Consider the following 21,658-nt stretch of genomic DNA (forward strand, 5'->3'; position numbering starts at 1 on the left):
GTGTTCGTTTTCCCGACGATTGACCACATGGTCGTTCGCCCACTGCTTGACTCCTGCCGTGGCAATAGACTGGGGAATCATGGTGGACATCCAGGATGCAGGGCAGGCGCTGAAGCGGTATTTCGGATATGAGTCCTTTCGCCCAGGTCAAGAGGATTTGGTCAAGGCTATCCTGAATGGGCGGGACTGCCTGGGTGTTATGCCGACCGGGGCCGGCAAATCCATTTGCTATCAGATTCCTGCCACTCTTCTGGACGGTCTGACCATCGTCATCTCTCCCTTGGTTTCCCTGATGAAGGACCAGGTGGACGGGCTGGAGGACGCAGGTATCCAGGCCTCATTCGTCAATTCCACCCAGGACATGGATGAGCAGTCCCTGGCCCTGGCTCAGGCTGTACAAGGGCGCAGCAAGATCCTCTACGTGGCTCCCGAGCGGCTGGATGCCCCCAGATTCAGGGAATTCGCCCAGCATACAAAAATTTCCCTGCTGGCTGTGGACGAAGCCCACTGCGTATCCCAGTGGGGTCAGGACTTCCGCCCTGCCTACCTAGGCATCGGCGATTTCATCAGGTCCCTGCCCGACCGACCTACGGTGGCAGCCTTCACTGCTACGGCGACCGAGAAGGTTCGGCGCGACATCGTATACATGCTGGGCCTTGACGATCCCTACGTGGCGGTGACGGGTTTCGACAGGCCCAACCTCTTCTTCGACGTGATCAAGTTGGAGAGCAAATACAAGAATCGCTGGGTGGTCCAGTACGCACTGAAGCATGGCGATGATTCTGGCATCGTCTACTGCGCCACCCGCAAGGAGACCGAGGCTCTGGCTGATGACCTGACCAAGGCCGGTGTCAGTGCTGTCAGCTACCACGCTGGCATGGATGCTCAGAACAGGGAGCAGGCGCAACGGGACTTCGTCAACGACAAGGTGCAGGTGGTTGTGGCCACCAATGCCTTCGGCATGGGCATCGACAAGTCCAACGTACGCTATGTCATTCATCACAATATGCCTGAGAGCATCGAGGCCTATTACCAGGAGGCCGGCAGAGCGGGACGTGACGGCGAGCCAGCCCGTTGCTCCCTGCTGTGGAACGAGAGCGACATCGTCACCCGCAGACGCCTGCTGGACATGGACAACGGCAACGACAGACTGACCGGTGAGCAGGCCGAAGCAGTCAGGGCCGAACACCGGCGTCTGCTCAACGTCATGATCGGTTATTGTCGAACCACCGGCTGCCTTCACCAGTACATGCTGCGGTATTTTGGCGAGGAGGTGGACCAGGCTGCCGCAGGTCTTTCGCCTGCCGAAGCCGACAAGGGCAAATCTGTCCCGGTCGGGCATCCTGACACCGGTAGCGGCGGCTGCCAGAACTGTTCCAACTGCCTGAGCACCTTCACGACTATCGACGTCAGCGATGTGGCCCGTGCCATCAGCAGGTGCGTTCATGATGTGAACCAGGGATTCGGCTCCGGCAAGATCGCGCAAATTCTTCGGGGATCGCGCTCGCAGGATCTTCTTCGGCGAGGGTTGGATCGGTGCCCTAGCTATGGTGCTCTGGACCAGGTTCCAGAGGCGCGAATCCGTGACGTGCTCAACCAGATGGCCTCGGACGGGTATCTGTATATCACTGAAGGGCGGCTGCCCATGGTTCATTTCGGACCCAAGGCCGCGCAGACGGTCAGTCCGGACTTCCATTACGAGATCAAGCGGACGGAACGCCCGCGTGCCTCGGGCAAGGTCTACGACGGCAGGTCTTCTTCGACTGTCGACGATGACGGTCTCGATCAGGCCGCTGCTAGCGATGCCAGCCCAGAGGATGAGGAACTTTTCCAGAAGTTGCGCGATCTGCGGACCAGCATAGCTCGCAAGATTGGCAAGCCTCCCTACATTGTCTTCTCCGACAAGGCACTGCGCGATATGTGCCGTCTTCGTCCGGCTGATGATTCAACCTTCTTGGCCGTCAATGGTGTGGGGCAGCACAAGCTGGAGCAGTATGGACCCCAGTTCATGGGTGTCATCTCCGAGTTTTCGGCCAGAGGAGGGGTGGATGTGGTCAGGGGCACTGCCGAATCTGATAGGTAGGTCGGCCTACCATGAGACATACACGACTTCATCAAGGTTGCCTTTCATACCGGGCGCCCGACAGGAAAGGAAATAACAATGGCTGACAAACCTATTGTAGAGAGCTTCCAGCTGGATCACACCAAGGTCAAGGCGCCCTACGTTCGACTGATCGACGAGGAGAAAGGGCCCCAAGGAGACATCATCTCCAACTATGATCTCCGTCTGGTCCAGCCCAACCAGAACGCCATTCCAACTGCCGGGCTGCATACCATCGAGCACACCATCGCCGTGCTCCTGCGCGAGCGCATCCCCGGTTACATCGACTGCTCGCCCTTCGGCTGCCGGACGGGCTTCCACCTGCTTGCCTGGGGCCGTCATTCGACCGAGGATGTGGCCAAGGCCCTGAAGGAGTCACTGGAGTTCATCGCCGAAAAGGCCACCTGGGACGATGTGCCCGGCACCGAGATCACCTCCTGCGGCAACTACCGTGACCATTCGCTCTTCTCGGCCAAGCAGTGGAGCCGCGACATCGTGGCCGCCGGCATCAGCTCCGATCCCTTTGAACGCAAGCTGGTCTGATCGCTGACAGGCAAACAACTGGGCCTGAGGAAGGGTATGTTCCTTTCCTCAGGCCCAGTTCGATGCAACAGACGAAAGCTCAACTACGCAATATGGTTTCGATCTGTTTCATCTGATCGTCATCAATCTGCATGGCTGGTTCGCGGATTCGTGTGCTGATGGGCAGACCCTGCAGTCGCACAGCTCCCTTGATGGCCGACACGAACAAATCCGCAGTGTCGTAAATCGCCATCAGGTGGTTGATGCGTTGGGCCTTGTCTAGCGCAGTCCGGTAATCGCCCTCTTGATAGGCCTGATGCATGGCTACGAAGGTTTCCGGCTCCACGTTGGTCAGGCCCGATAAAACACCGTTGCCTCCGCAGATGCGATTGACCATATAGTATTCGTCGAATCCGGAGAACACCGAGAACTCAGGGCTGACACGTCTGACTGCCGATACGACTCGACGTGTGTGGCTGATTGTGTCCACGGTGTCTTTGATGCCAACGATGTTTGGACATTCCTGGGCCAGTTTAGCGACCAACTCCGGGGAGCAGTCGTTGCCTGTACGAGCAGGGAAGTTGTAGAGGATCACCGGCACAGTCGAGGCGTGAGCGATGCTGGTGAAATACCTGTAAGCAGTCGGTTCCGAAGGGCCGAAATAATAGGGGCTGACAGCCACCACGGCATCGGCGCCGATTTGTCCGGCAAACTTGGTCAGATCCATAACCCGGTCCATGTCAGTGTCGCCTACTCCGACGAATACCTTCATGCGCCCCCGTATATGGTCGACGGCGAATTGCAGGGCTGAGCGCTTCTCTTGGAGATCATAGGCATAGAACTCGCCGATGCTTCCGAACAGAAGCACTCCATCAATGCCAGCCTGGATCAGATGGTCCAGATGTCGTCCCCACAGGTCGGTGTCGATGACTCCTTGATCGTCGCTGATGGTAATCGACGGGCAGAATATTCCCTCAAATGTGGCTGATGATGTGCTCATGTTCACCCTTCCACAGTAAGCATATCGGCATTGATCCCATAGGCCCTCATGGCGTTGTGCTTGAAGAAGTCCTCATCAGGGCCAAAGGTATCCAGCATCAGTTGCCAGTGTTCCTGGAGTGAGGAGTGCACGGTGACGACCGGCCAGTTGGAGGCGTAAAGGACCCTGTCCGGGGGAAATGTGTCCCTGACGAAGGCGACGATGTCGCGATCGACCGGCAAGTCCCCTGATACCTTGATATAACAGTGCGGCAGGGCCGCCATGGCCTCTATGGCCTTTCTGGAGGTCGACGACAAGTCGGGCATATTGCCCAGATGGTCCATGATGACAGTCAGGGAAGGAACTTGAGAAAATGTCTGAGCCATGTCCGGCAGTTCCGCCCCCCTGTTGCACAGCTCAAAGGGCAGGCCCTTATCAGCCATGGCGCAGAGCCCAGCGATGAAGGAGGGTTCCATGCAACGGCCGTGAGGGGCAGAGTCAGTGTGCAGTGGCTCTCTGATACCCGTAGCATTGATGGGCACCCTCATATAGGGCCCTACCTGGACTCGGAGCATTCGGGCAAGAATCTTGGGGTCATTGTTCTCATAGACCAAGCGGTCCTCTAATAGGGGGTCGTCCGAGTCTACTTCCACATAGACTCCGCCCAGAAATTCCACTCCCAGCTGCTCGTACTCGCTTTCCAGCTCATGAAGGGGAAAGCTCCGGTTCAGTGAGGGCATTCCGTCCAGCCACGGCAGATGCTGCCGTTCAAGATCCCACATATGGAAGTGAGCATCGATGACCTGTAGTTGTCGTGTCATTTTAGGCTCCTTGCTTAAGACCTATGCGGCACCCGCGGAAGGCATACCAGGCGATGTAGAGGAATCCGGGTACGGTCACCAGCATGGCGATTTCGATGCCCATGGCATCCTGGATGGCACCCAACAGCAGTGGAATCAGGGCCGCTCCGACGATGCTCATAACCAGCGCAGAAGAGCCGGTCTTGGCGTCGTTGCCCCTGATGCCCTTGAGCGTCAGCGAGAAGATCGTGGGGTAGCCGATCGATATGAACAGATAGGCAACCAGGAAGCATATGACCGAGAATCGTCCCAGACCCAGGAATACCAGAAGCATCAGCACGGCTGTGATGCACATGTAGACGCCCAGTATCTTACCGGCATCGAATTTGGTCATCAACGGAGTGGTCAGGAACCGGCCAAGGGTGAACAGCAGCGACAGCAATGCCAACAATGTGGCAGCCAGACCGGCGGTGATGCCAGCGCCCCAGTGTTTGAGGGCATAAGCGGAGAACATGGCCATGCCCGCCACCTGCAAGCCAATAAAGATGAACTCGGCTATCACGCCCAGTACGAAGTAAGGGCGTTTCAGCAGGCTTGAGGTGCCGGAGCCGTTACCAGTTTTCCCTTCCTGCTCGTCATCGCCAGGTGGTGTTGGCAGTTTGAAGACGATGAATACAGCCAACACCAACAGCAGAACGATGCCGATGACGATATAGATCATCCTGGTGTCAGACAGGAACTTGACCTTGGCTTGCTCAAAGCCTGGCTCTTTTGGGGTCAGGGTTTTGGATAGCACTCTGCCCAAAATCAGAGGCCCCACCACGTTGCCGACGCCGTTGAAGCTCTGTGCCAGATTGAGTCTGAAGGATTCGCCTTTTTCATCGCCCAGCTTGGTGACGTAGGGATTGCAGTTGGTCTCCAGAGATGAGGCTCCAAGCGCTACCACGAACATGGCGAACAGAAAGAGTCCGTAGCTGGCCATATTTGTGGCCGGCACCACGATGAATGCTCCGACTGCGAACAGTATCAGTCCGGAGATGACCCCGCCCTTGTAACCGAAGCGCTTGGAGATGATTCCGGCTGGGATGGCCATGACGAAGTAGGCTCCGTAGTAGGCCACCTGCAGCAGTGATGCCTGGGTGCTGTTCAGCTCCATGTAGTTGCTGAATGGGCTGTTGAGGGCGTTGACCAGGTTCATGGTCAATCCCCAAATGAAGAAGAGTCCGATGACCAGGGTTATGGCGACGGTTGCCTTGGACCCGCCCTTGTTTCGCGTATTTGTATTATCCATGTCAGAGCTCAATTCAGTGCCCGGTCCAGGTGGACGTATCCGCCATCGACGAACACCCATTGGCCGGTGGTGTGTGATGCGCGATCAGAGAGCAGGAAGGTGGCGGTATTTCCGATTTCTTCGGGTGTGGTCATGCGATGCTCCAGAGGAATCTTGTCTGTGATGACCGACAGGCGTGCCTGCTGGGCCTCTTCATCGCCAAAGGTCTTGATCCAGTCAGCATAGAGCGGGGTCCAGCATTCCGAGACCACGATGGCATTCACTCGTACGTCATCATGGACCAAGGCCGCAGCCCATTCTCTGGTCAGGCCCAGAATCCCGCCCTTGGCTGCTGCATAGGCGCTGGTCTTGCCCTGACCGGTCACAGCGGTTTTGGAGGTGATGTTGATGACTGATCCGTGGCTTTCCTTGAGGTAGGCACAAGAGGCGTGCATGAGTTCGTAGTAGTGGGTGAGATTGCCGTGTACGGAACGCTCGAACTCGCGCCAGTCAGTAGTTTCCAAAGCCTTGTTGTCGTTAACTCCAGCGTTGTTGACTATGCCATCGATATGACCGAATTCCTTGTGTACCTGCTCTACAATGGGTGCTATGCCGTCGGTGTCATTCAGATCCAAAATGAAGGTCCGGTAGGTATCGGTATAGGCCTCGATGTCCTTGCAGAACTGGTCCCTGGCTGACTCGTCACGATCTATGACTGCGGTTATGGCACCCTCCTGGGCCAGTTGTAGGGTGATGCCCCTGCCGATGCCCTTAAAGCCACCGGTGATGATGAATACCTTGTTCTTGAGATGCAGATCCATGAGAACTCCTTTGTCTATATGGATGATGATTTGTTTGAGGTTCAGTGATTGGACCGGATTTTGATTGAGGTGGGCCGCTCTCACTCCTGGTGCAGGTAGCGCTGTGCGGTTTCCACGGTCATTTCGGCTCCATTGCCGGGAGCGGTCGGTGCCTTATACATGCCTTGGCTGATATGCACGGGGTTCACGAAATATTCGTGCTGGTTGTCCACGTACTCGATCATTCGGCCCTGTGTGGTGCATGAGACGGCTGCGTAGTCGAACATGGCGAAGTGGCAGACCATCTCGCACAATCCGACCCCGCCGGCGTGGGGGCAGACTATCTTGTGGAACTTGCGAGCTAGCAGGTATTCCAGAACTATCTCCTGGGGGCCCGCCACTCTGGTGGCGTCGATCTGCATGATGCCGAAGGCGTTAGCCTGCAGGAACTGCTTGAACATGATGCGGTTCTGCATCTGTTCGCCGGTTGCCACGGGTATGGGATTAATGGCTCTGGCAATGGTTGCGTGGCCGATGATGTCGTCGGGGCTGGTAGGCTCTTCGACCCATGCCAGGTCGAAGTCATGGAAATGGTTGATCCAATCAATGGCTTGCGGGACATCCCAGACCTGATTGGCGTCGACGGCCAGGCGGACGTCGGGACCGATGGCATCCCTGGCCAGTCCCAGACGGCGTATGTCATCATCGAGGTTCTGGCCTACCTTGAGCTTGATTTGCTTAAAGCCCTTTTCCTGAGTCTCTCGTTTGGCGATCTCCACCATCTTTTCGTCGCTGTAGCCAAGCCAGCCGGGTGCTGTCGAATAACCGGGGTATCCGTGCTGGCGAATTTCTTCGATGCGCTCCTGCTTGCCGGATTGCCCATCCTTGAGGATATCTATGGCTTCCTCGGGGCGCAGGGCATCGGAGAGGTATCTAAAGTCCAATGTGCTGACAAGATCCTCTGGATCCATTTCAGCCAGCAGCAGCCACAAGGGTTTTCTCGCCCTTTTGGCTTTCATGTCCCAAAGAGCGCTCAGCAGTGCGCCGATGGCCATGTGCTCGACTCCCTTTTCGGGCCCCAACCAGCGCAGCTGTGAGTCATGGACCAATAGGTCCCAGGCCAGGCCCATGCTGTCCAGTAGACGTTCAACCTCCAGGCCGCGCAGAGTCTCTCCTATGGAATCTATAGCTCTGCAAACAACATCGTTGCCTCGTCCGATGGTGAAGACCAGGCCACAACCTTTGATGCCGTCGTCAGCCGAGGTGTGTATTTCCACATAGGCGGCCGAATAGTCGGGGTCCTTGTTCATGGCATCCGACCCTGACAGGGTCAGAGAAGTGGGAAAACGAAAGTCATACGTTTTCACCGCAGTGATAGTACTCATCGTGGCTCCTTTGCCAATCTTGTGAACGTATACCTCAGTATAGGCGTAGAAATAGAAATTTGAAAATTAGAAATGTAAAAATTCTAAATCCGACATGGATGCTTTTGGTGCTTCGTTGGTTACGATTGGTGGGTAATGGAAAGGACGCACATGGCCAGACAGGAACCAGGCAATCCCCACGTTGGCGCCATAGCCGAGCAGCTCGGCATCTCTGCTTCGACCGTCTCCAAGGTGATCAACGGTCGACCGGGCGTGGCGGCAAAAACCCGTCGAAGGGTCGAAAAAGCTTTGGCAGACGAGGGCTATGCGCATCCGCTTGTCAGCACGAAAATTGCTCAGACAATTGAGCTGGTTGTGGATTATATTGCCAACAATGGCACCATCGAGATGATACGTTATGCCTCGAAATGGGCCTTGGATGCCGGTCTGGCTTTGACGGTGACACAGACTGATCACCAGCGACGTGCTGAGGAATGTCTGAGGGGGATCATTGATCGTAACCCGCTGGGGGTGATCACCCAGATGTCCTCCATAGACCAAGAGGGCAAGAATGTGCTCAAAGCAAGGGGCATTCCCCTGGTGGCGGTCGATCCGGTGGATTTGGTCAGCGACGAGGATATGAGCATAACGCTAGACAATTGGACTGGAGGATACCAAGCGGCCAAATGCCTTCTTGACGCTGGGCACCGGAGCATTGGCGTTATCGCCGGACCGGCGACTGTGCAATCCGCGCAAGCCAGACTGGCTGGATACCGAGCAGCATTGGCAGCCATTGGTGCCAGCCTGCCGTCGAGCATGGTTCAGCAGGGGGACTATTTGCCTGACAGGGGATACCAAGCCGCCTGTGATCTGTTGGACCGCGATCAGCGTCCGACTGCGATTCTGGCCTGCAACGACTTGACAGCTGTCAATATCTATAGAGCGGCTCGCGAACGTGGGCTGGAGCCCGGGCAGGACCTGTCCGTGGTCGGATTCGACAACGTCTATCCGTCCTCTTATCTGATGCCTGCCCTTACCACGGTGGACCAGCCATTTGATCTGATGGCCAGGATGGCGGTGGGAATGATCCTCGATGCGCGCCAGGGTAAGGAGTTCCAGCGGCATGTGGTCATGCCAACCCGTCTGGTCAGTCGGCATAGCGTGGTCAACCTGACCCGTGCCCGTCGTCGTCTGCGCGCGGAAGGCCGGGTTCAGGAGGATGCAGAATAGCCCAAACTATTCCCCGATTCGCTCAATGCGTACTCACTTCGTGACTGCCTGCTGATGAATACACTCGTACTTCGGCAATCGCGGGGACGGGTTTCGTCCCTGCCGCACCGGTCGAGAAAGAGGTAGCCACAGTGAGCAGCTACACGATGGAAACTGCACGTTGGATCCGTCATGCCACCATGGACGACTTTGAGGCGATCATGCCTGTCTACGCCTACGCCAGAAAGCGGATGGCCGAGACCGGCAACCCCCGCCAGTGGGGGGACAAGTACCCTCTGCCCGAACGTATCCGCGAAGACATCGCCGGGGGCCATACCATGCTCTTGGTTGACGATGCAGCTGGTATGGATCAGATTCCTGAGGATCCCGCCTACCCTGAACCTGAATTGGACGAGCACAAGGGCAGCCACGAGCGCATCATCGGCGTTTTCGCCCTCTTCCATGACCCGGAACCTGATTATCGGGTCATCGATGGCAGCTGGCTGGACGACCGGCCCTATACCACCATCCATCGGGTGGCCGCCTCCGGCCTGGGACGTCACGCGGCCGGGGACCTGCTTGACTGGAGCATGCGCCGGTACGAGAACATCCGCGCCGATACGGGACTGAAGAACTACGCCATGCAGCACATCCTGGAGACCCATGGCTTCACACGCTGCGGCAACATCATCATGCCTGAGAACAAGGAGATCGAGAACGTGCGGGTGGCCTACCAGCGGCACGACCGTCCCCTTGACCTAGCAGAACGTGAAAGGGTCGGCAAGCGCTTGGTCGCCGTCTGAGGGCGGGGGCCGACCGTCGCAGCGCCGTCGCACAATGGAGCCATGACATTGAGTGCAGCACCGGCATGGCGGTTCTCCGGGCCCGAGGGCCAGCGACATTACGAACAGGCTCTTCGGGCCTATCCTGGACAGATCATCGTGGACTTGCGGACCTTGAAGGCCAATATGGCCACTCTGGTGAATCTGGTTCGTTCCACGAACCCCGATGCTGCAGTCATGGGTGTGGTCAAGGCCGATGCCTACGGACACGGGCTCATTCCTGTGGCCCTGGCGGCATTGTCCGGCGGGGCCACCTGGCTCGGCACGGCCCAGGCCAGCGAGGCCCTTCGTCTGCGCCGGGCGGGCATCGGATTCGACCGTTGTCGGGTTTTGTCCTGGATGTTCAATGGGGACCGCGCCCCCTTTGATCAGTTGATCCAGGCTGACATCGATCTGGGCATCGGTTCCCTAAAGACCATGGACATGGCGGCGCAGGCGGCAGATCAGGTCGGCAGGCCTGCATGCGTCCATATCAAGGTGGACACCGGCTTCGGGCGCAACGGCTTTACTCCCGAAACCTTCGGGGATGCCATGCGCGAGCTCTCCCGCCTGGCTGCAAAGGGGCTGTTGGAGCCCGTCGGGCTTTTCAGCCATCTAGCAGTGGCCGACATGCCTGGCGTGGAGGAGTTTGTGTCGTCCACTGACGATCAAATCGCCCTCTTTGAGGAATTCTCTGACAGGATGACGGCCGCTGGCATGAAACCTGAAATTCGGCATCTGGCCAACACTGCCGCCACGCTCACCCGTCCCGGGATACGTTATGACCTGACCCGTCCGGGCATCGGCCTGTACGGATACGAGCCTGATCCCTCCATGGGGGTTTCGGCCGATTACGGTCTGCGTCCGGCAATGACCCTTCAGGCCCAGCTGGGCACTGTCAAGGATATGCCAGCCGGTCACGGCATCTCCTACGGACGCACTTATCTAACGGAGAAGTCGACAAGCACGGCTATCATGCCCCTGGGATACGGCGACGGGATTCACCGGTCTGCCTCGGGCTTCGACCGCCAGGGCTATATGGGCCGAGAGCGCCTGGGTGGACCCGTCCGTCTGATGACTCGTCAAGGATCCAAGTTGGTTCGCGTCGCTGGCAGGGTCTGTATGGACCAGTGCGTTCTTGATCTCAAAGGTACGGCTTCCGACTTGGGAGTTAGCGAAGGCGATACCGTTGTGCTCTTCGGGCCAGGTCGGGGGGAGGATCAGGCCGAGCCAACCGCTGATGACTGGGCCCGGGCCGCTGACACCATTAGCTATGAGATTTTCACTTGTCTGAGTAATCGGATTCCACGGCTCTATCTGGGCGTATATGAGGTAGTTGACCCCGACGATCTGCACCTGATTGCCCCTGAATCCATTCTTTGAGACCACTATCACAGGTAGAACCTAGGCTTGGGGCCTTGTCAAGGGGCAATATAAGTGGTGAGATGAGGTTATGACTACATATACAGGAAATGAACCAAGCAACATCTCATACACAGCCGTAGCTGACATTACCGGTGGCCGCGAGGGCCATGGGGACAGCCACGACCCCGATCTCTCCCTGGATCTGGATACACCAAAGGCCATGGGGGGCAAGGGTCAGGGTACCAACCCCGAGCAGCTTTTCGCCATCGGCTGGGGCGCCTGCTTCCAGGGAGCCATGGGACTGGCCGGCAAGGAGTTGCGTGTGCCGGCCACCAAGCTGGCCCAGAGCAAGGTGCGCACTCATATCTCCCTTGGTGACCAGGGCGAGTCCTTCGGCATCAAGGCGCTGATTGAGGTCTGCCTGCCTGGGGTTGATCGTGATCTGGCCAGCCGTCTGGTGGAACGCACTCAGGAGCTCTGCCCCTATTCCAAGGCAACGGCGGGCAATGTGCCCACTGAAGTGGTGGTCGTGGATAACCTGGACTGAACGGAGCGGGCGCGCCTGATGGGCACTGATGAGGAGGGCGGATCCCGCCTGCTGGCCGAGGGCTACTCTGCCCAGGATCAGGAACGGTGGGCGCCAGAACCCCCAAAGACCAGCAGCAGGACCGCCTTTGAACGCGATAGGGCGCGCCTGGTCCATTCTTCAGCCTTGCGTCGGTTGGGGGCCAAGACGCAGATCCTGGTCGCCGGCACTGACGATTTTGCCCGTACACGGCTGACCCACACCTTGGAGGTGGCCCAGATCGGCCGGCAGATTGGGACCATGCTGGGCTGTGACCCTGACGTGGTGGACTGTGCCTGCTTGGCCCATGACCTGGGTCATCCGCCCTTCGGCCACAACGGCGAACGTGCCCTGTCTTCGCTGGCCTCGGATATTGGGGGATTCGAGGGCAATGCACAGACCCTTCGACTACTGACCAGGCTGGAGCCCAAGGTCTTCCATCCTGACGGACGTTCAGCAGGAGTCAACCTGACCAGAGCCGCGCTGGATGCTGCGGTCAAATATCCCTGGACCCTGGCCGAGGCCTCGGCTCATCCCAAGGGGGAGAGAACCGCCAAGTTCTGCGTCTACCCTGACGACCAAGAGGTCTTCCATTGGCTTAAGCAAGGGGCGCCGCCGGCCAGCACGCCTATGGAGTGCCAGGTCATGGATCTGGCTGACGACATCGCCTACAGCGTCCACGATGTGGAGGATGCCATCGTGGTCGGATCCTTCGTGCCTGAGCGGCTGGCTGAGCCCAGGATCATTGATGGTGTGGTCCGGGCCGCCCGATCCTGGTATGGCGATCGATGGGATGCCGACCAGCTGGTCCGAGCCTTGGAGGCCGTCTGCAGCATGCTGCCGACGGGCTTTGACGGTTCACGCCGGGCCTTGGCTACGTTGAAGAACACCACCAGCTATCTGATCGGTCGCTTTGCTGACTCCGTGGAGGCGGCCACGCGAAGCCGTCACGGCCAAGGCCCCTTGACCAGGTACTCGGCTGGGCTGGTCATTCCTCCCCGGACCTCTTATGAGATTGTGGCCTTGAAGGGGATTGCTGTCTACTTCGTCATGGCTCCCCGTGAGAAGGAACCCTTCCACGAGGAGCAATTGAAGATTGTGACCGACTTGGTTGAGGTGATGATGGCCGACTCGCCTGCATCCTCTGATGCCTTGGAGGATGTCTTCCTGGAGGATTGGCGTCAGGCAGGTTCGGATGGGGAGCGATTGCGGGTGGCCATCGACCAGGTGGCCTCTCTTACCGACGGCTCCGCGCTGGCCCTGCATTCCCTGGTCTGCCCCTAGGCCTGCGGCATTTACGCCGGGCGCAACACATCGGCCTGGGCCGGTAGGCTGGGTGTCATGTCCGGAATGATCAAGAAGGAAGACATCGAGAAGGTCAGAGCCAAGGCCGATCTGTATGAGATCGTCTCTGAAAGCGTGACTCTGAAGCCTTCCGGTTCCGGCACCTACATGGGCTTGTGCCCCTTCCACGACGAGAAGTCTCCTTCCTTTTCGGTGCGTCCCTCTATGGGGGTCTGGCACTGCTTCGGCTGCGGTCTGGGCGGCGATGTCTTTACCTACGTGGAGCAGGAGGAGAACGTCGAGTTCGGCGATGCCGTCGAGATTCTGGCAGACAAGTACCAGATTGAGCTGCATTACGAAAACTCCCGTCAGGACAAGCGTCGCGGGTCCAAACGTTCCCGGCTGCTGGAGGCCAACGAGGAGGCCCAGCGTTTCTTCGTTTCGCAGATCATGAGCAAGGATGCGCTGGCGGCGCGCAAGCTCTTGGCGGGCAGAACCTTCTCCCAAGCAGACAGCGCGTATTTCGGCTGCGGATACGCCCCACGCGGATGGGACAACCTGGTTCGCCATCTGTCCACCAAGGGTTTCACCCAGCAGGAGATGCTGGATGCAGGGCTGGCCAGAAAAGGGCAGCGGGGGGTCTATGACTACTTCCGGGGCAGGGTCACCTGGCCTATCAGGGATTCCACGGGCCGCACCCTGGGTTTCGGCGCTCGCAAACTCTACGAGGACGACGGCATCAACGCCAAGTACATCAACACGCCAGACACCCAGCTCTACCGCAAGAACCAGGTGCTCTACGGCATAGACCTGGCCAAGGACGCCATCGTCAAAAAGCGACAGGTAGTTATAGTAGAGGGCTATACCGACGTCATGGCCTGCCACCTTGCCGGTGTCGACACAGCTGTAGCCACCTGCGGCACTGCCTTCGGTGAAGACCATGCCAAGATCGTCCGCCGGCTCATCTCCGACGACGCCCTCGGCGCCATTCAGCTGGTGGGGCCTGTCCGGGGCTCTCGGGTGGTCTTCACCTTCGACGGTGATGCTGCCGGGCAGAAGGCCGCCCTGCATGCCTTCGGCCTTGACGGGAGCTTTCTGACGCAGACCTTCGTGGCGGTGGCCCGGGAGAATCTGGACCCCTGCGATCTGCGCATCCGCTACGGCGATGAGGCTGTGCGATCCCTGGTCGAGCACGCCCGACCGCTGTATGACTTCGTCATCGACACCGCCGTGGCCATGTTTGATACCCAGTACACCACCGGGCAGATGGGAGCAGTCAAGGCCGTGGCGCCTATTCTGGCCCAGATCAGGGACCGCTCCCTGGTGGGGGCCTATACCCGTAAAACCGCCAGAAAAATCGGCGTGGATCTGGATCTGCTGCGCCAGGAGGTCAACAGGGCCCGCCGCAAGCTGCATGTGAAGGACCAGGATGCCTATGCGGTCCGCACTCCTCACCGCGGCGCGGGTGAATCTGAGGGTCGTGCGGGCCAAGGCAGTGACGATGCCATGCGCCGCCGCGGGATACAGCGTGAGGATGCCCTCCGACAGGGCTACCACCACATCGATGATGCTGTCTTCATCTGCGAGCAGCAGTTCATGGGTGTGCTCATCCAGATCCCCAGAGCGGTCGGATCGGATGCCTTCGCCCAACTCAGCCCAGATAGTTTCGAGGTTCCGATTTTCCGCTCGCTCTATCAGGCTGTGCAGGCAGCCGGAGGGCTGCCCGACAGGAAGACGCCCCAGGGGCTGTGGATGCATAATTTGACCAAGGCTGGCGGGCCCATGCTGGAGTCGGCCATCAATGAGCTGGCCGTCATGCCCCTGCCGCTGAATTTGGATAAGCAGGAGGATAGACAGAGGAGCTCAGGATCGGACTCCAAGAGAGGCAATAAGAAAGAAGACCGGGACGAGGGCTCCAAAGAAGCGGATGTTCAGTTGAGGCAGCCTAGCCTGGAGGAGCGTCAGTATGCCTCCGAGCTGTTGGCAAGGCTGTTGGATGCCACCTATATGCGGCTGATTGCCTCGGTCAAGCATCAGATGAATCAGTTGCCCGACGGTCAGGAGAAGTTCGATCTTCTTGGCCAGCTCACTCAATATGAGACCCAGCGTAACAACTTGCGCAACCAGGTCTTCGGCAACACCGAGTGAACTGGTGGTCAGGTAAGTTGGTCCTCCCTGTCCTTGTCGAAGTTTTCCTTGTAGACAGGGACGGAGAGGACCTGGGGTTGGTGTGGTCTCCCCGTTAGGCGGGGAAGGATATCTGTGAGTTGATGCAGGTCATCACAGTAACAACGATCGCGGTAATGATGCCACCCAGATAGGGATTTCTGGTGTGACGGTAGATCGCCCGGGTCACCAGAGGCATGACAGCCAGCGGGACCAAGGGTGTCAGCATCCAGTCTGGTATCTGTGTGTTGTTGCCGAACAAGCCGTTGACTCCAGTGACGAAGAAATACCCGTATCCAACCACTGCTATAAGCAGAGCCGGCAGCATGTTGAAGAATGCCAGCAGACCTATGTTGGCTGTTGAGTTCCTCCCGAATGAGGTGGAGTAATTCAGGCTATTGATGAAGACCGATGTGGTTCCGTAGGCTACAAGGAAGAAGGGCAGTAGCTTGAGCATCTCAGGAATCTTGTCGGCGGTAAATGGTCTGGCGGCCCAGTACCAGAACCGGAAATCGGAGTTGAAGAGGAACTTGCATGTGAAGATCAGCAATATAGCCAGAAGACTGACTGTCAGTGCAAGCGTTATTGTCTGCCAAAGTCTTCCTCCACCGATGGGCAGATCAAGATCCGAGACTTTAGTCCCCCTCTTTCGCGCATACAAGCGGTACCACAGAATTGTCAACGCGATCATGAATATGGCATTCAGACAGCCCCACACACCGTAGAACAAGGGCATACCTTGCCGAAAGTAGTTGCCGATATGCTTGTCGACTTTCAGCCCGAACAACGTCAAGGCGCTGGCAACTGAGAAGGCGGTGGCCGACAGTAGGCAGACCCAAAGCCATACTGAACCTCCCTTATAGGTATCAGCTTGACGCATGCGTGCCGGTTCCTCTGAGCCGGCCTTTTTGAAGAGGCTGGTTCTGACCAGACAGAGTGTTCCATAGACCATGAAGAGCATGAGGCCGATCAGTCCAAGAAGCCCTCCGATCATTTTGACAGGATAGATATGATTGCTGTCGGCAAGGTCGGTTTTCATGTTGAAAGCCCTAACCATGAATTGAACAGCATCGGTGCATGGTTGGGATAGGAAGAGCACTGTTCCGTGCGTCCCGTTCTCCATATAAATGACGTGTGAGGCTTGATGGCCATTGATCTGCTTGCGGTACCACCGGCCGCTGATCCCTGCAGGTGTATGGTCAGTGGGCGTGATGCCGAAGTTGAGGAAGGACCGTGCGTTATTTGATTTGAGGTACTGCGGGTTGGGCTTAATTTTGCCAGTTGACGTATCTTTTTCCTTGAAAGAGTAGTCGTCGTATTTGCCGGCGAGTACTCCTACGGTGCGCTCGCGATAGTAGTTGAAGTACTTGCCGTTGGTGTTCTTCTTGGCTGCTTCGACGACGTTCGTCTTGCCGGGAACATACCCGAAGGCGGCCGTCTCGTTGTCCTTATAGACCGGGTCTCGGCTGACATAGAGCACGGTCTTGATCAGTGGATGCTGGCGCTTGTTGTCGATCAGGATGGATTCATGGATGGTGTTCCCGCCTCTTGAATGCCCTGAAACCCCTATCCGATCAGCATCGACAAAGGGGAGAGAGGTGAGGTATTCCACCGTGTCATACAATCCGCGTCCATTTACAAGCCATTCCTGGTCATTGAGGATTTCAGATTCGCCATGGCCGTAAAGGTCGAAAGATATCACGACGAAACCTCTGCGAGCCCACTCGATCTGGAAGTCATCGCTTTTTTCTTTGTTGGTGTTACCTCCGTGAGCAAAGACAATGGCAGGTGCCGGGTGCTTAGAAGAAGCTGTTTTCGGCTGGAGCATGTCCATGCTCAATCGGTGGCCTGACGGCGATTCAATTTGCAGCGTCTCCTTTGTAACGCGTCCTCCATCGGTTTGAGCCAGATTGGACATAAGTCCGCACGCCAGACAGAGAATGAGTGAAATAGCCAAGCCAATGACCGGATTGTTGATGATTGAGGATTTTTTCATTGATTCGTCCTTTTTGTGATGTTTTCATAGTCGCCCAAGATTGTTGCTTTCATTGATGATCCTCGTTGTTCATCGCGTATGTAGGTGCTGAAACCAGCAACGACTACGACTTATCTAGTTTTGGTGCAAGACAGAGCACGGTAATTGTTCCCCGTTTGGATAACTGGTGATGCCTTACTGATATAGTATTACTGGTAAGGCATGACAACCTGGTTTTTGTACCTATTTTGGCTCTGTGGCACATTCTCAAGTACCGGATGGATGGGCGGAATACGCCGTAGTATTAGGTATGAACATACAACGCAGAAGGACGGCTTTGCACTACAGTCAAGAGTTCGTCGCCTATAATGCCAACCTTTCCCGGTTCGCATATCAACAGTTGGAGCATGGCCAGTCGCGACCCGGGAGCCCAGCCAATCCCAGTTTGATCAACATTATGGCAGTTGCTCAAGTGCTCAATGTGAGTCTGGATGAGCTGCTGCCTGATCCATGGCCGGATCTTCATGCTAAGTAATGTGCAGCAGCATCATTCTCAAGACAGACCCTGCCGATAAAATGGGTGCATGAACATGGAGCATCAGAAGGATGAAAGTCATGTCGGGTCGACTGGCAAAGCCGGGTCTGCTGTGGGACGCCGGCCGCTTGCAGTCTTCTGGGACATGGATGGAACCCTGATCGATTCAGAGCCTTACTGGCATCAGGCGGAGGTCGATCTAGTGCGTGAGCATGGAGGAGACTGGAATGCCGACATGGGGTGGCAGGTTTCCGGCAAACCCTTGACCAAAGTGGCAAGGGTGATGCGGGAGCGTGGTCTTGACCTTCCTGAGGATCAGATCCCAGATCTGCTGATTGATGGAGTAATCGCCATGGAGGAGCGTCACATGCCATGGATTGAAGGGGTTCGTGCCATCCTGACAGACCTAGTTGAGGCCGGCATCCCCTCGATTCTGGTCACTACTTCGCCACGCCGCATGGCTCAGGCTGTGGTCGCTAAGGCACCCGAGGGAGCTTTTGCCGACTATGTCTGCGGGGATGATGGGCTGGCGCAGAAGCCCGATCCTGCTCCCTATCTGCATGCGGCCAGTCTTGTGGGCATCAACAGCCCTGATTTGATGGCCTTCTGCCTGGCTTTCGAAGATACCCTGACCGGCATCACCTCGGCTGTGGCCTCAGGAGCTACTACTGTGGCCTATACCGGCACCAACCCGGTCGACACCTCATCAGGCCCCCAGTTCGCTTCCTTGAATAGCTATGTTGGAGTAACCTTGGATGATTTGTCTGCTCTGATTGTCGAGCGACTCGGACGACCGGGGTCGTCGGCTACGCAGACTTGCTGAATCGATCCGCCTACTGCAGGGGCCGGTATTTTCGGCTGGAACCGCGCGAAGTGGCCACCGGATATCTGTCGGCCGTCCTTTGCAGTTTGTCCATGATGATTCGGTCCATGTCCAGATCCAGTCGATCCGCCAGCTGGATGCAATGGGTGAGCACGTCAGCCAGTTCGTCGGTTACGTGGCCTTCATCTCCGTCCCTGCGATCATCCCCCCATTATAGCATTCCAGGAGCTCGGCAGCTTCGATGCAGATGGATTTGGCTAGGTTTGCGGGCGTGTGAAATTGATCCCAGTCGCGCTCGTGCACAAAATCCATCACTGCTGTTTCTGTTTCCTTGCTGATCATGATTTCGAGCCTATCAGCCGGCTATCCTGCCATCATATTGGTGTGGGTTTGTGACATATATTGAGCCGCGTCAGTACCCATCTTAGGTGTATGGCGATAATGCGTTATTGCCTTGAATGGTCAGAGATGTTCTTCGATTAAGTGACCATAAATAGCTGCTGTTGTGGTAAAAATCTGTATCCTAGAATGTTAGCTAGGTTGACCTCAGACTGCCATAGCCCTCGTGCTGATGGCCATCAGTTGGTACTTTTGGCGATCATTTGAGCAGATGTGCTCAAGCAATTGGTAATGGCTTATATAAGGGCTATCTATTCTCATCTTGTATTGCTAATAACTACGGTTTGGCATGCAGTTGGGCCTTATCAAGCCGAGAATGGAACCCGTAAAGGTTCAAAATGATGCTAGATTGTGAAACAGATTCGTCTGGACAAGTGGAGTGAGGCATCTATGGCGGTGACCAATCGCGAAGAACAGATATTGGGGTTGATCAGACAGAATCCGATGATTAGTCAGAACGAACTGGCTCACATTTGCGGCATCACTCGTTCCGGTGTTGCTGCGCATATATCCAATCTTGTGAAGAAAGGCTATTTGTTGGGAAAGGGGTATATAGTTTCACCGCCTACCTATGTCGCAGTGATAGGCGGGATCAACTTGGATATTTATGGTATGTCAGTAAATCCTGTCGTAAGCCATTCTTCTAATGTTGGGAAAATCACGTTCAGCCCTGGTGGCATAGGTCGTAATATCTCGTATAATTTGGGATGTTTGGGCGTAAAGAATTATCTCTTATCAGTCTATGGAGACGATCACAACGGCGCGTTCTTCAAGAAAGATGCCATGGCTAATGGCCTTGACATAACATACTGCCAACAGCTGAGCAACACTCCAACTTCCACCTATTTGTCAGTCAGCGGTCCTGACGGAGACCCTATGGTGGGGTTGGATGACATGGCCAGCAGTGAGCTTATCAGCCCGACTTTTTTGCGTGAGCGTGCTCACATTATTGTTAATGCAAATGCTGTTGTTCTCGATTCCAGCTTAACAGCTGCTTCGATTGCCTGGATATGTGACCATTATTCTGGTCCGATCTATGCTCGAGTTGTTTCTGTCAATAAAGCTTCGCGTTTGATGCCTGTGTTGAACAGAATCGATACTTTGGTACTTAGTCGTGCTGAGTCGCAATTATTGACAAACACGGATGCTTCCGATGAACAAAGTGGTCAGTTTTGTGCTCGTTTCCTGCATGAAGCAGGAGTTCGCTGTGTATATCTGCTTATAGATGGCGTGGGTAATCTATACAGCGATGGAAGCCAATACGTATTCTGTCCTGACGATCAAAGGACCAAGAGCAGACACAATAACGGCGCAGCCTCAGCTGCCTTGTCTGCTCTTCTTTGGTCCCATAGCAAGAAAATGGGCTACCGGGACTGTGCGGAGACTGCATATGCTGCGGCTGCTATGGCCATGGACTGCGTCCAGTCAGTCAATCCGAGTCTGAGCCCGAAAGCCTTGGAGGCTCGTCGCCATTCGTTTTTTGCACGAGAGTAATCAGCTGTCATTAAGTTCCAGCCATAGATCTTTTTCACGCAGCAAACCCAGAGTCCTCTCGTAGAGCGGCATCAATGCCGATTTTCAATCCATTTGACAGCGAAGCGAGTCTTCCTTATCATACAAGTAACAATTGTTTATAGAATAAAACAATTGTTGGTTGTGTCTATGAACGCAACTATGCAAGGAGGCTGGTTTCAATGGTGGATTTCGCAAAGTGCTTATGCGACACCAATCGATATGTTGTCGTTATAGGTGGCATGAATATGGACATTTGTGGACGTCCGAATACTGCCATCGTAGATCGTGATTCAAATCCAGGGAAAGTAAGCTTGTCGGTTGGCGGGGTTGGACAAAATATGGCGCAATCCCTTGCCTGCCTTGATGTTCCCACATACTTGGTGACTGTTTATGGCAATGATGCCAACGGGCGAGTCATGGAGCGGACCTGTCGGGAAAAAGGCATCCATCTGGAATATTCGCAACGTCTAGATGATTACAGATCGTCGACTTACATGTTTATTACAGATGAAACGGGCGATATGCTCGTTGCGGTCAATGACATGGATATCTGCAAACAAATCACACCTTCATTCCTGAAGACCCGTCTTGATTTTGTCAACGGGGCTGCAATTTGTCTTTTGGATGCGAATCTAGCGCCTGAAACCATGGAGTGGATAGGTAGAAACGTAACGGCGCCGCTTTTCGGCGATACCGTCTCGACTGTTAAGGCGGATCATTTCCTGCCCATTCTTAATAAAATGAGTGTGCTTAAGCCCAATGCGATCGAAGCGGGAAAGCTAAGCGGCATAGATATACACGACAAAGCCTCTGCTGAAGAGGGAGCTGCCTGGCTTTTGGACAAAGGCGTCAAAACCGTATATATATCCTTGGGAGCAGAAGGCATTTTGTGTGCTTCCCGGACTTCCGGGACGGAGGAAATGGTTCACGTTCCGCCTTACCCGACGGCCATAGTTACGGCGAATGGGGCCGGAGACACAGGAATGGCTGCTATTGCATGGAGTTACTTCGATGACCCGAATCGTCCTATACGAGATGTAGGCCGCATAGCTCAGGCAGCCTCCAGCATTGCGCTGGAATGCACCAAGGCGGTTCCTGATATCAATGTGCAAAAGATACGTGACAAGATGTCCGCACCCTTAGTTGTTGCATGAACAAATGGTTT

Annotated in this window: 18 protein-coding genes and 1 pseudogene; 12 read left to right on the plus strand and 7 right to left on the minus strand. The window is 56.0% G+C overall.

Annotated elements, in window-relative coordinates; genetic code table 11:
• Window positions 1-79: 79 nt before the first annotated feature.
• Together J3T92_RS02580 and J3T92_RS02585 are read left to right on the plus strand one after the other, a co-directional pair.
• Window positions 80-2,083: a RecQ family ATP-dependent DNA helicase gene (locus J3T92_RS02580; RefSeq protein ID WP_267399576.1), complete on the plus strand. Its 2,004-nt coding sequence runs from the start codon at window positions 80-82 to the stop codon at window positions 2,081-2,083.
• A 78-nt stretch (window positions 2,084-2,161) separates the two neighbouring features.
• On the plus strand, window positions 2,162-2,644 hold the full coding sequence (locus J3T92_RS02585; protein ID WP_024626660.1) for an S-ribosylhomocysteine lyase: 483 nt from the start codon (window positions 2,162-2,164) through the stop codon (window positions 2,642-2,644).
• Between the two features lie 79 nt (window positions 2,645-2,723).
• Here J3T92_RS02585 and J3T92_RS02590 read toward each other — a convergent pair whose 3' ends face one another.
• The 5 genes from J3T92_RS02590 to J3T92_RS02610 all read right to left on the minus strand — a co-directional run bounded on the left by J3T92_RS02590 (window position 2,724) and on the right by J3T92_RS02610 (window position 7,857).
• Window positions 2,724-3,623: a dihydrodipicolinate synthase family protein gene (locus J3T92_RS02590; RefSeq protein ID WP_267399577.1), complete on the minus strand. Its 900-nt coding sequence runs from the start codon at window positions 3,621-3,623 to the stop codon at window positions 2,724-2,726.
• 2 nt (window positions 3,624-3,625) lie between these two features.
• A complete protein-coding gene (locus tag J3T92_RS02595; RefSeq protein WP_267399578.1) occupies window positions 3,626-4,423 on the minus strand; it encodes an amidohydrolase family protein in 798 nt (265 codons plus the stop codon).
• Window position 4,424: 1 nt separating this feature from the next.
• Complete coding sequence (locus J3T92_RS02600; RefSeq protein ID WP_267399579.1) at window positions 4,425-5,693, minus strand: MFS transporter; 1,269 nt, start codon at window positions 5,691-5,693, stop codon at window positions 4,425-4,427.
• 8 nt (window positions 5,694-5,701) lie between these two features.
• Window positions 5,702-6,493 (minus strand): SDR family oxidoreductase, encoded by a 792-nt coding sequence (locus tag J3T92_RS02605; protein WP_267399580.1) that lies wholly within the window; start codon window positions 6,491-6,493, stop codon window positions 5,702-5,704.
• Window positions 6,494-6,573: 80 nt separating this feature from the next.
• Window positions 6,574-7,857 (minus strand): enolase C-terminal domain-like protein, encoded by a 1,284-nt coding sequence (locus J3T92_RS02610; protein WP_267399581.1) that lies wholly within the window; start codon window positions 7,855-7,857, stop codon window positions 6,574-6,576.
• Between the two features lie 150 nt (window positions 7,858-8,007).
• Here J3T92_RS02610 and J3T92_RS02615 point away from each other — a divergent pair, with 150 nt between their 5' ends.
• The 6 genes from J3T92_RS02615 (at window position 8,008) to dnaG (ending at window position 15,228) form a co-directional block, all read left to right on the plus strand.
• Entirely contained in the window at window positions 8,008-9,066 is a 1,059-nt protein-coding gene (locus J3T92_RS02615; RefSeq protein ID WP_267399582.1) for a LacI family DNA-binding transcriptional regulator, read from the plus strand.
• Window positions 9,067-9,197: 131 nt separating this feature from the next.
• A complete protein-coding gene (locus J3T92_RS02620) occupies window positions 9,198-9,848 on the plus strand; it encodes an N-acetyltransferase (RefSeq protein WP_416378808.1) in 651 nt (216 codons plus the stop codon).
• Window positions 9,849-9,890: 42 nt separating this feature from the next.
• Window positions 9,891-11,249: an alanine racemase gene (gene alr, locus J3T92_RS02625; RefSeq protein ID WP_267399583.1), complete on the plus strand. Its 1,359-nt coding sequence runs from the start codon at window positions 9,891-9,893 to the stop codon at window positions 11,247-11,249.
• A gap of 70 nt (window positions 11,250-11,319) precedes the next feature.
• Entirely contained in the window at window positions 11,320-11,778 is a 459-nt protein-coding gene (locus tag J3T92_RS02630) for an Ohr family peroxiredoxin (RefSeq protein ID WP_267399584.1), read from the plus strand.
• 18 nt (window positions 11,779-11,796) lie between these two features.
• The gene (locus tag J3T92_RS02635) at window positions 11,797-13,080 is read left to right on the plus strand and encodes a deoxyguanosinetriphosphate triphosphohydrolase (protein WP_267399585.1); all 1,284 of its coding nucleotides are present in this window, start codon (window positions 11,797-11,799) and stop codon (window positions 13,078-13,080) included.
• A gap of 57 nt (window positions 13,081-13,137) precedes the next feature.
• The gene (dnaG, locus tag J3T92_RS02640) at window positions 13,138-15,228 is read left to right on the plus strand and encodes a DNA primase (protein ID WP_267399586.1); all 2,091 of its coding nucleotides are present in this window, start codon (window positions 13,138-13,140) and stop codon (window positions 15,226-15,228) included.
• A gap of 94 nt (window positions 15,229-15,322) precedes the next feature.
• Here dnaG and J3T92_RS02645 read toward each other — a convergent pair whose 3' ends face one another.
• A complete protein-coding gene (locus tag J3T92_RS02645) occupies window positions 15,323-17,242 on the minus strand; it encodes an alpha/beta hydrolase (RefSeq protein ID WP_267399587.1) in 1,920 nt (639 codons plus the stop codon).
• A 289-nt stretch (window positions 17,243-17,531) separates the two neighbouring features.
• On the opposite strand from J3T92_RS02645, the gene J3T92_RS02650 reads away from it, so the two are divergent.
• Together J3T92_RS02650 and J3T92_RS02655 are read left to right on the plus strand one after the other, a co-directional pair.
• Window positions 17,532-17,756, plus strand: a complete 225-nt coding sequence (locus J3T92_RS02650) for a helix-turn-helix domain-containing protein (RefSeq protein WP_110417844.1) — start codon at window positions 17,532-17,534, stop codon at window positions 17,754-17,756.
• 49 nt (window positions 17,757-17,805) lie between these two features.
• A complete protein-coding gene (locus tag J3T92_RS02655; RefSeq protein WP_267399588.1) occupies window positions 17,806-18,579 on the plus strand; it encodes an HAD family hydrolase in 774 nt (257 codons plus the stop codon).
• 10 nt (window positions 18,580-18,589) lie between these two features.
• Here J3T92_RS02655 and J3T92_RS02660 read toward each other — a convergent pair.
• A pseudogene (locus J3T92_RS02660) lies at window positions 18,590-18,921 on the minus strand (nucleotide pyrophosphohydrolase).
• Window positions 18,922-19,368: 447 nt separating this feature from the next.
• Between J3T92_RS02660 and J3T92_RS02665 the strand changes: the two are divergent.
• Entirely contained in the window at window positions 19,369-20,472 is a 1,104-nt protein-coding gene (locus J3T92_RS02665) for a PfkB family carbohydrate kinase (RefSeq protein WP_267399589.1), read from the plus strand.
• A 200-nt stretch (window positions 20,473-20,672) separates the two neighbouring features.
• Entirely contained in the window at window positions 20,673-21,647 is a 975-nt protein-coding gene (locus J3T92_RS02670) for a carbohydrate kinase family protein (protein WP_267399590.1), read from the plus strand.
• Window positions 21,648-21,658: the final 11 nt, after the last annotated feature.

Origin of the sequence: Bifidobacterium sp. B4081, assembly GCF_026537335.1 — a bacterium.
Classification (GTDB): domain Bacteria; phylum Actinomycetota; class Actinomycetes; order Actinomycetales; family Bifidobacteriaceae; genus Bombiscardovia.

Bases quoted from the DNA above. Each gene is read 5' to 3' on its own strand.
- J3T92_RS02580 (WP_267399576.1), top strand. From the start codon at position 80: ATGGTGGACATCCAGGATGCAGGGCAGGCGCTGAAGCGGTATTTCGGA.
- J3T92_RS02585 (WP_024626660.1), top strand. From the start codon at position 2,162: ATGGCTGACAAACCTATTGTAGAGAGCTTCCAGCTGGATCACACCAAG.
- J3T92_RS02590 (WP_267399577.1), bottom strand. From the start codon at position 3,623: ATGAGCACATCATCAGCCACATTTGAGGGAATATTCTGCCCGTCGATT.
- J3T92_RS02595 (WP_267399578.1), bottom strand. From the start codon at position 4,423: ATGACACGACAACTACAGGTCATCGATGCTCACTTCCATATGTGGGAT.
- J3T92_RS02600 (WP_267399579.1), bottom strand. From the start codon at position 5,693: ATGGATAATACAAATACGCGAAACAAGGGCGGGTCCAAGGCAACCGTC.
- J3T92_RS02605 (WP_267399580.1), bottom strand. From the start codon at position 6,493: ATGGATCTGCATCTCAAGAACAAGGTATTCATCATCACCGGTGGCTTT.
- J3T92_RS02610 (WP_267399581.1), bottom strand. From the start codon at position 7,857: ATGAGTACTATCACTGCGGTGAAAACGTATGACTTTCGTTTTCCCACT.
- J3T92_RS02615 (WP_267399582.1), top strand. From the start codon at position 8,008: ATGGCCAGACAGGAACCAGGCAATCCCCACGTTGGCGCCATAGCCGAG.
- alr (WP_267399583.1), top strand. From the start codon at position 9,891: ATGACATTGAGTGCAGCACCGGCATGGCGGTTCTCCGGGCCCGAGGGC.
- J3T92_RS02630 (WP_267399584.1), top strand. From the start codon at position 11,320: ATGACTACATATACAGGAAATGAACCAAGCAACATCTCATACACAGCC.
- J3T92_RS02635 (WP_267399585.1), top strand. From the start codon at position 11,797: ATGGGCACTGATGAGGAGGGCGGATCCCGCCTGCTGGCCGAGGGCTAC.
- dnaG (WP_267399586.1), top strand. From the start codon at position 13,138: ATGTCCGGAATGATCAAGAAGGAAGACATCGAGAAGGTCAGAGCCAAG.
- J3T92_RS02645 (WP_267399587.1), bottom strand. From the start codon at position 17,242: ATGAAAAAATCCTCAATCATCAACAATCCGGTCATTGGCTTGGCTATT.
- J3T92_RS02650 (WP_110417844.1), top strand. From the start codon at position 17,532: ATGAACATACAACGCAGAAGGACGGCTTTGCACTACAGTCAAGAGTTC.
- J3T92_RS02655 (WP_267399588.1), top strand. From the start codon at position 17,806: ATGAACATGGAGCATCAGAAGGATGAAAGTCATGTCGGGTCGACTGGC.
- J3T92_RS02665 (WP_267399589.1), top strand. From the start codon at position 19,369: ATGGCGGTGACCAATCGCGAAGAACAGATATTGGGGTTGATCAGACAG.
- J3T92_RS02670 (WP_267399590.1), top strand. From the start codon at position 20,673: ATGGTGGATTTCGCAAAGTGCTTATGCGACACCAATCGATATGTTGTC.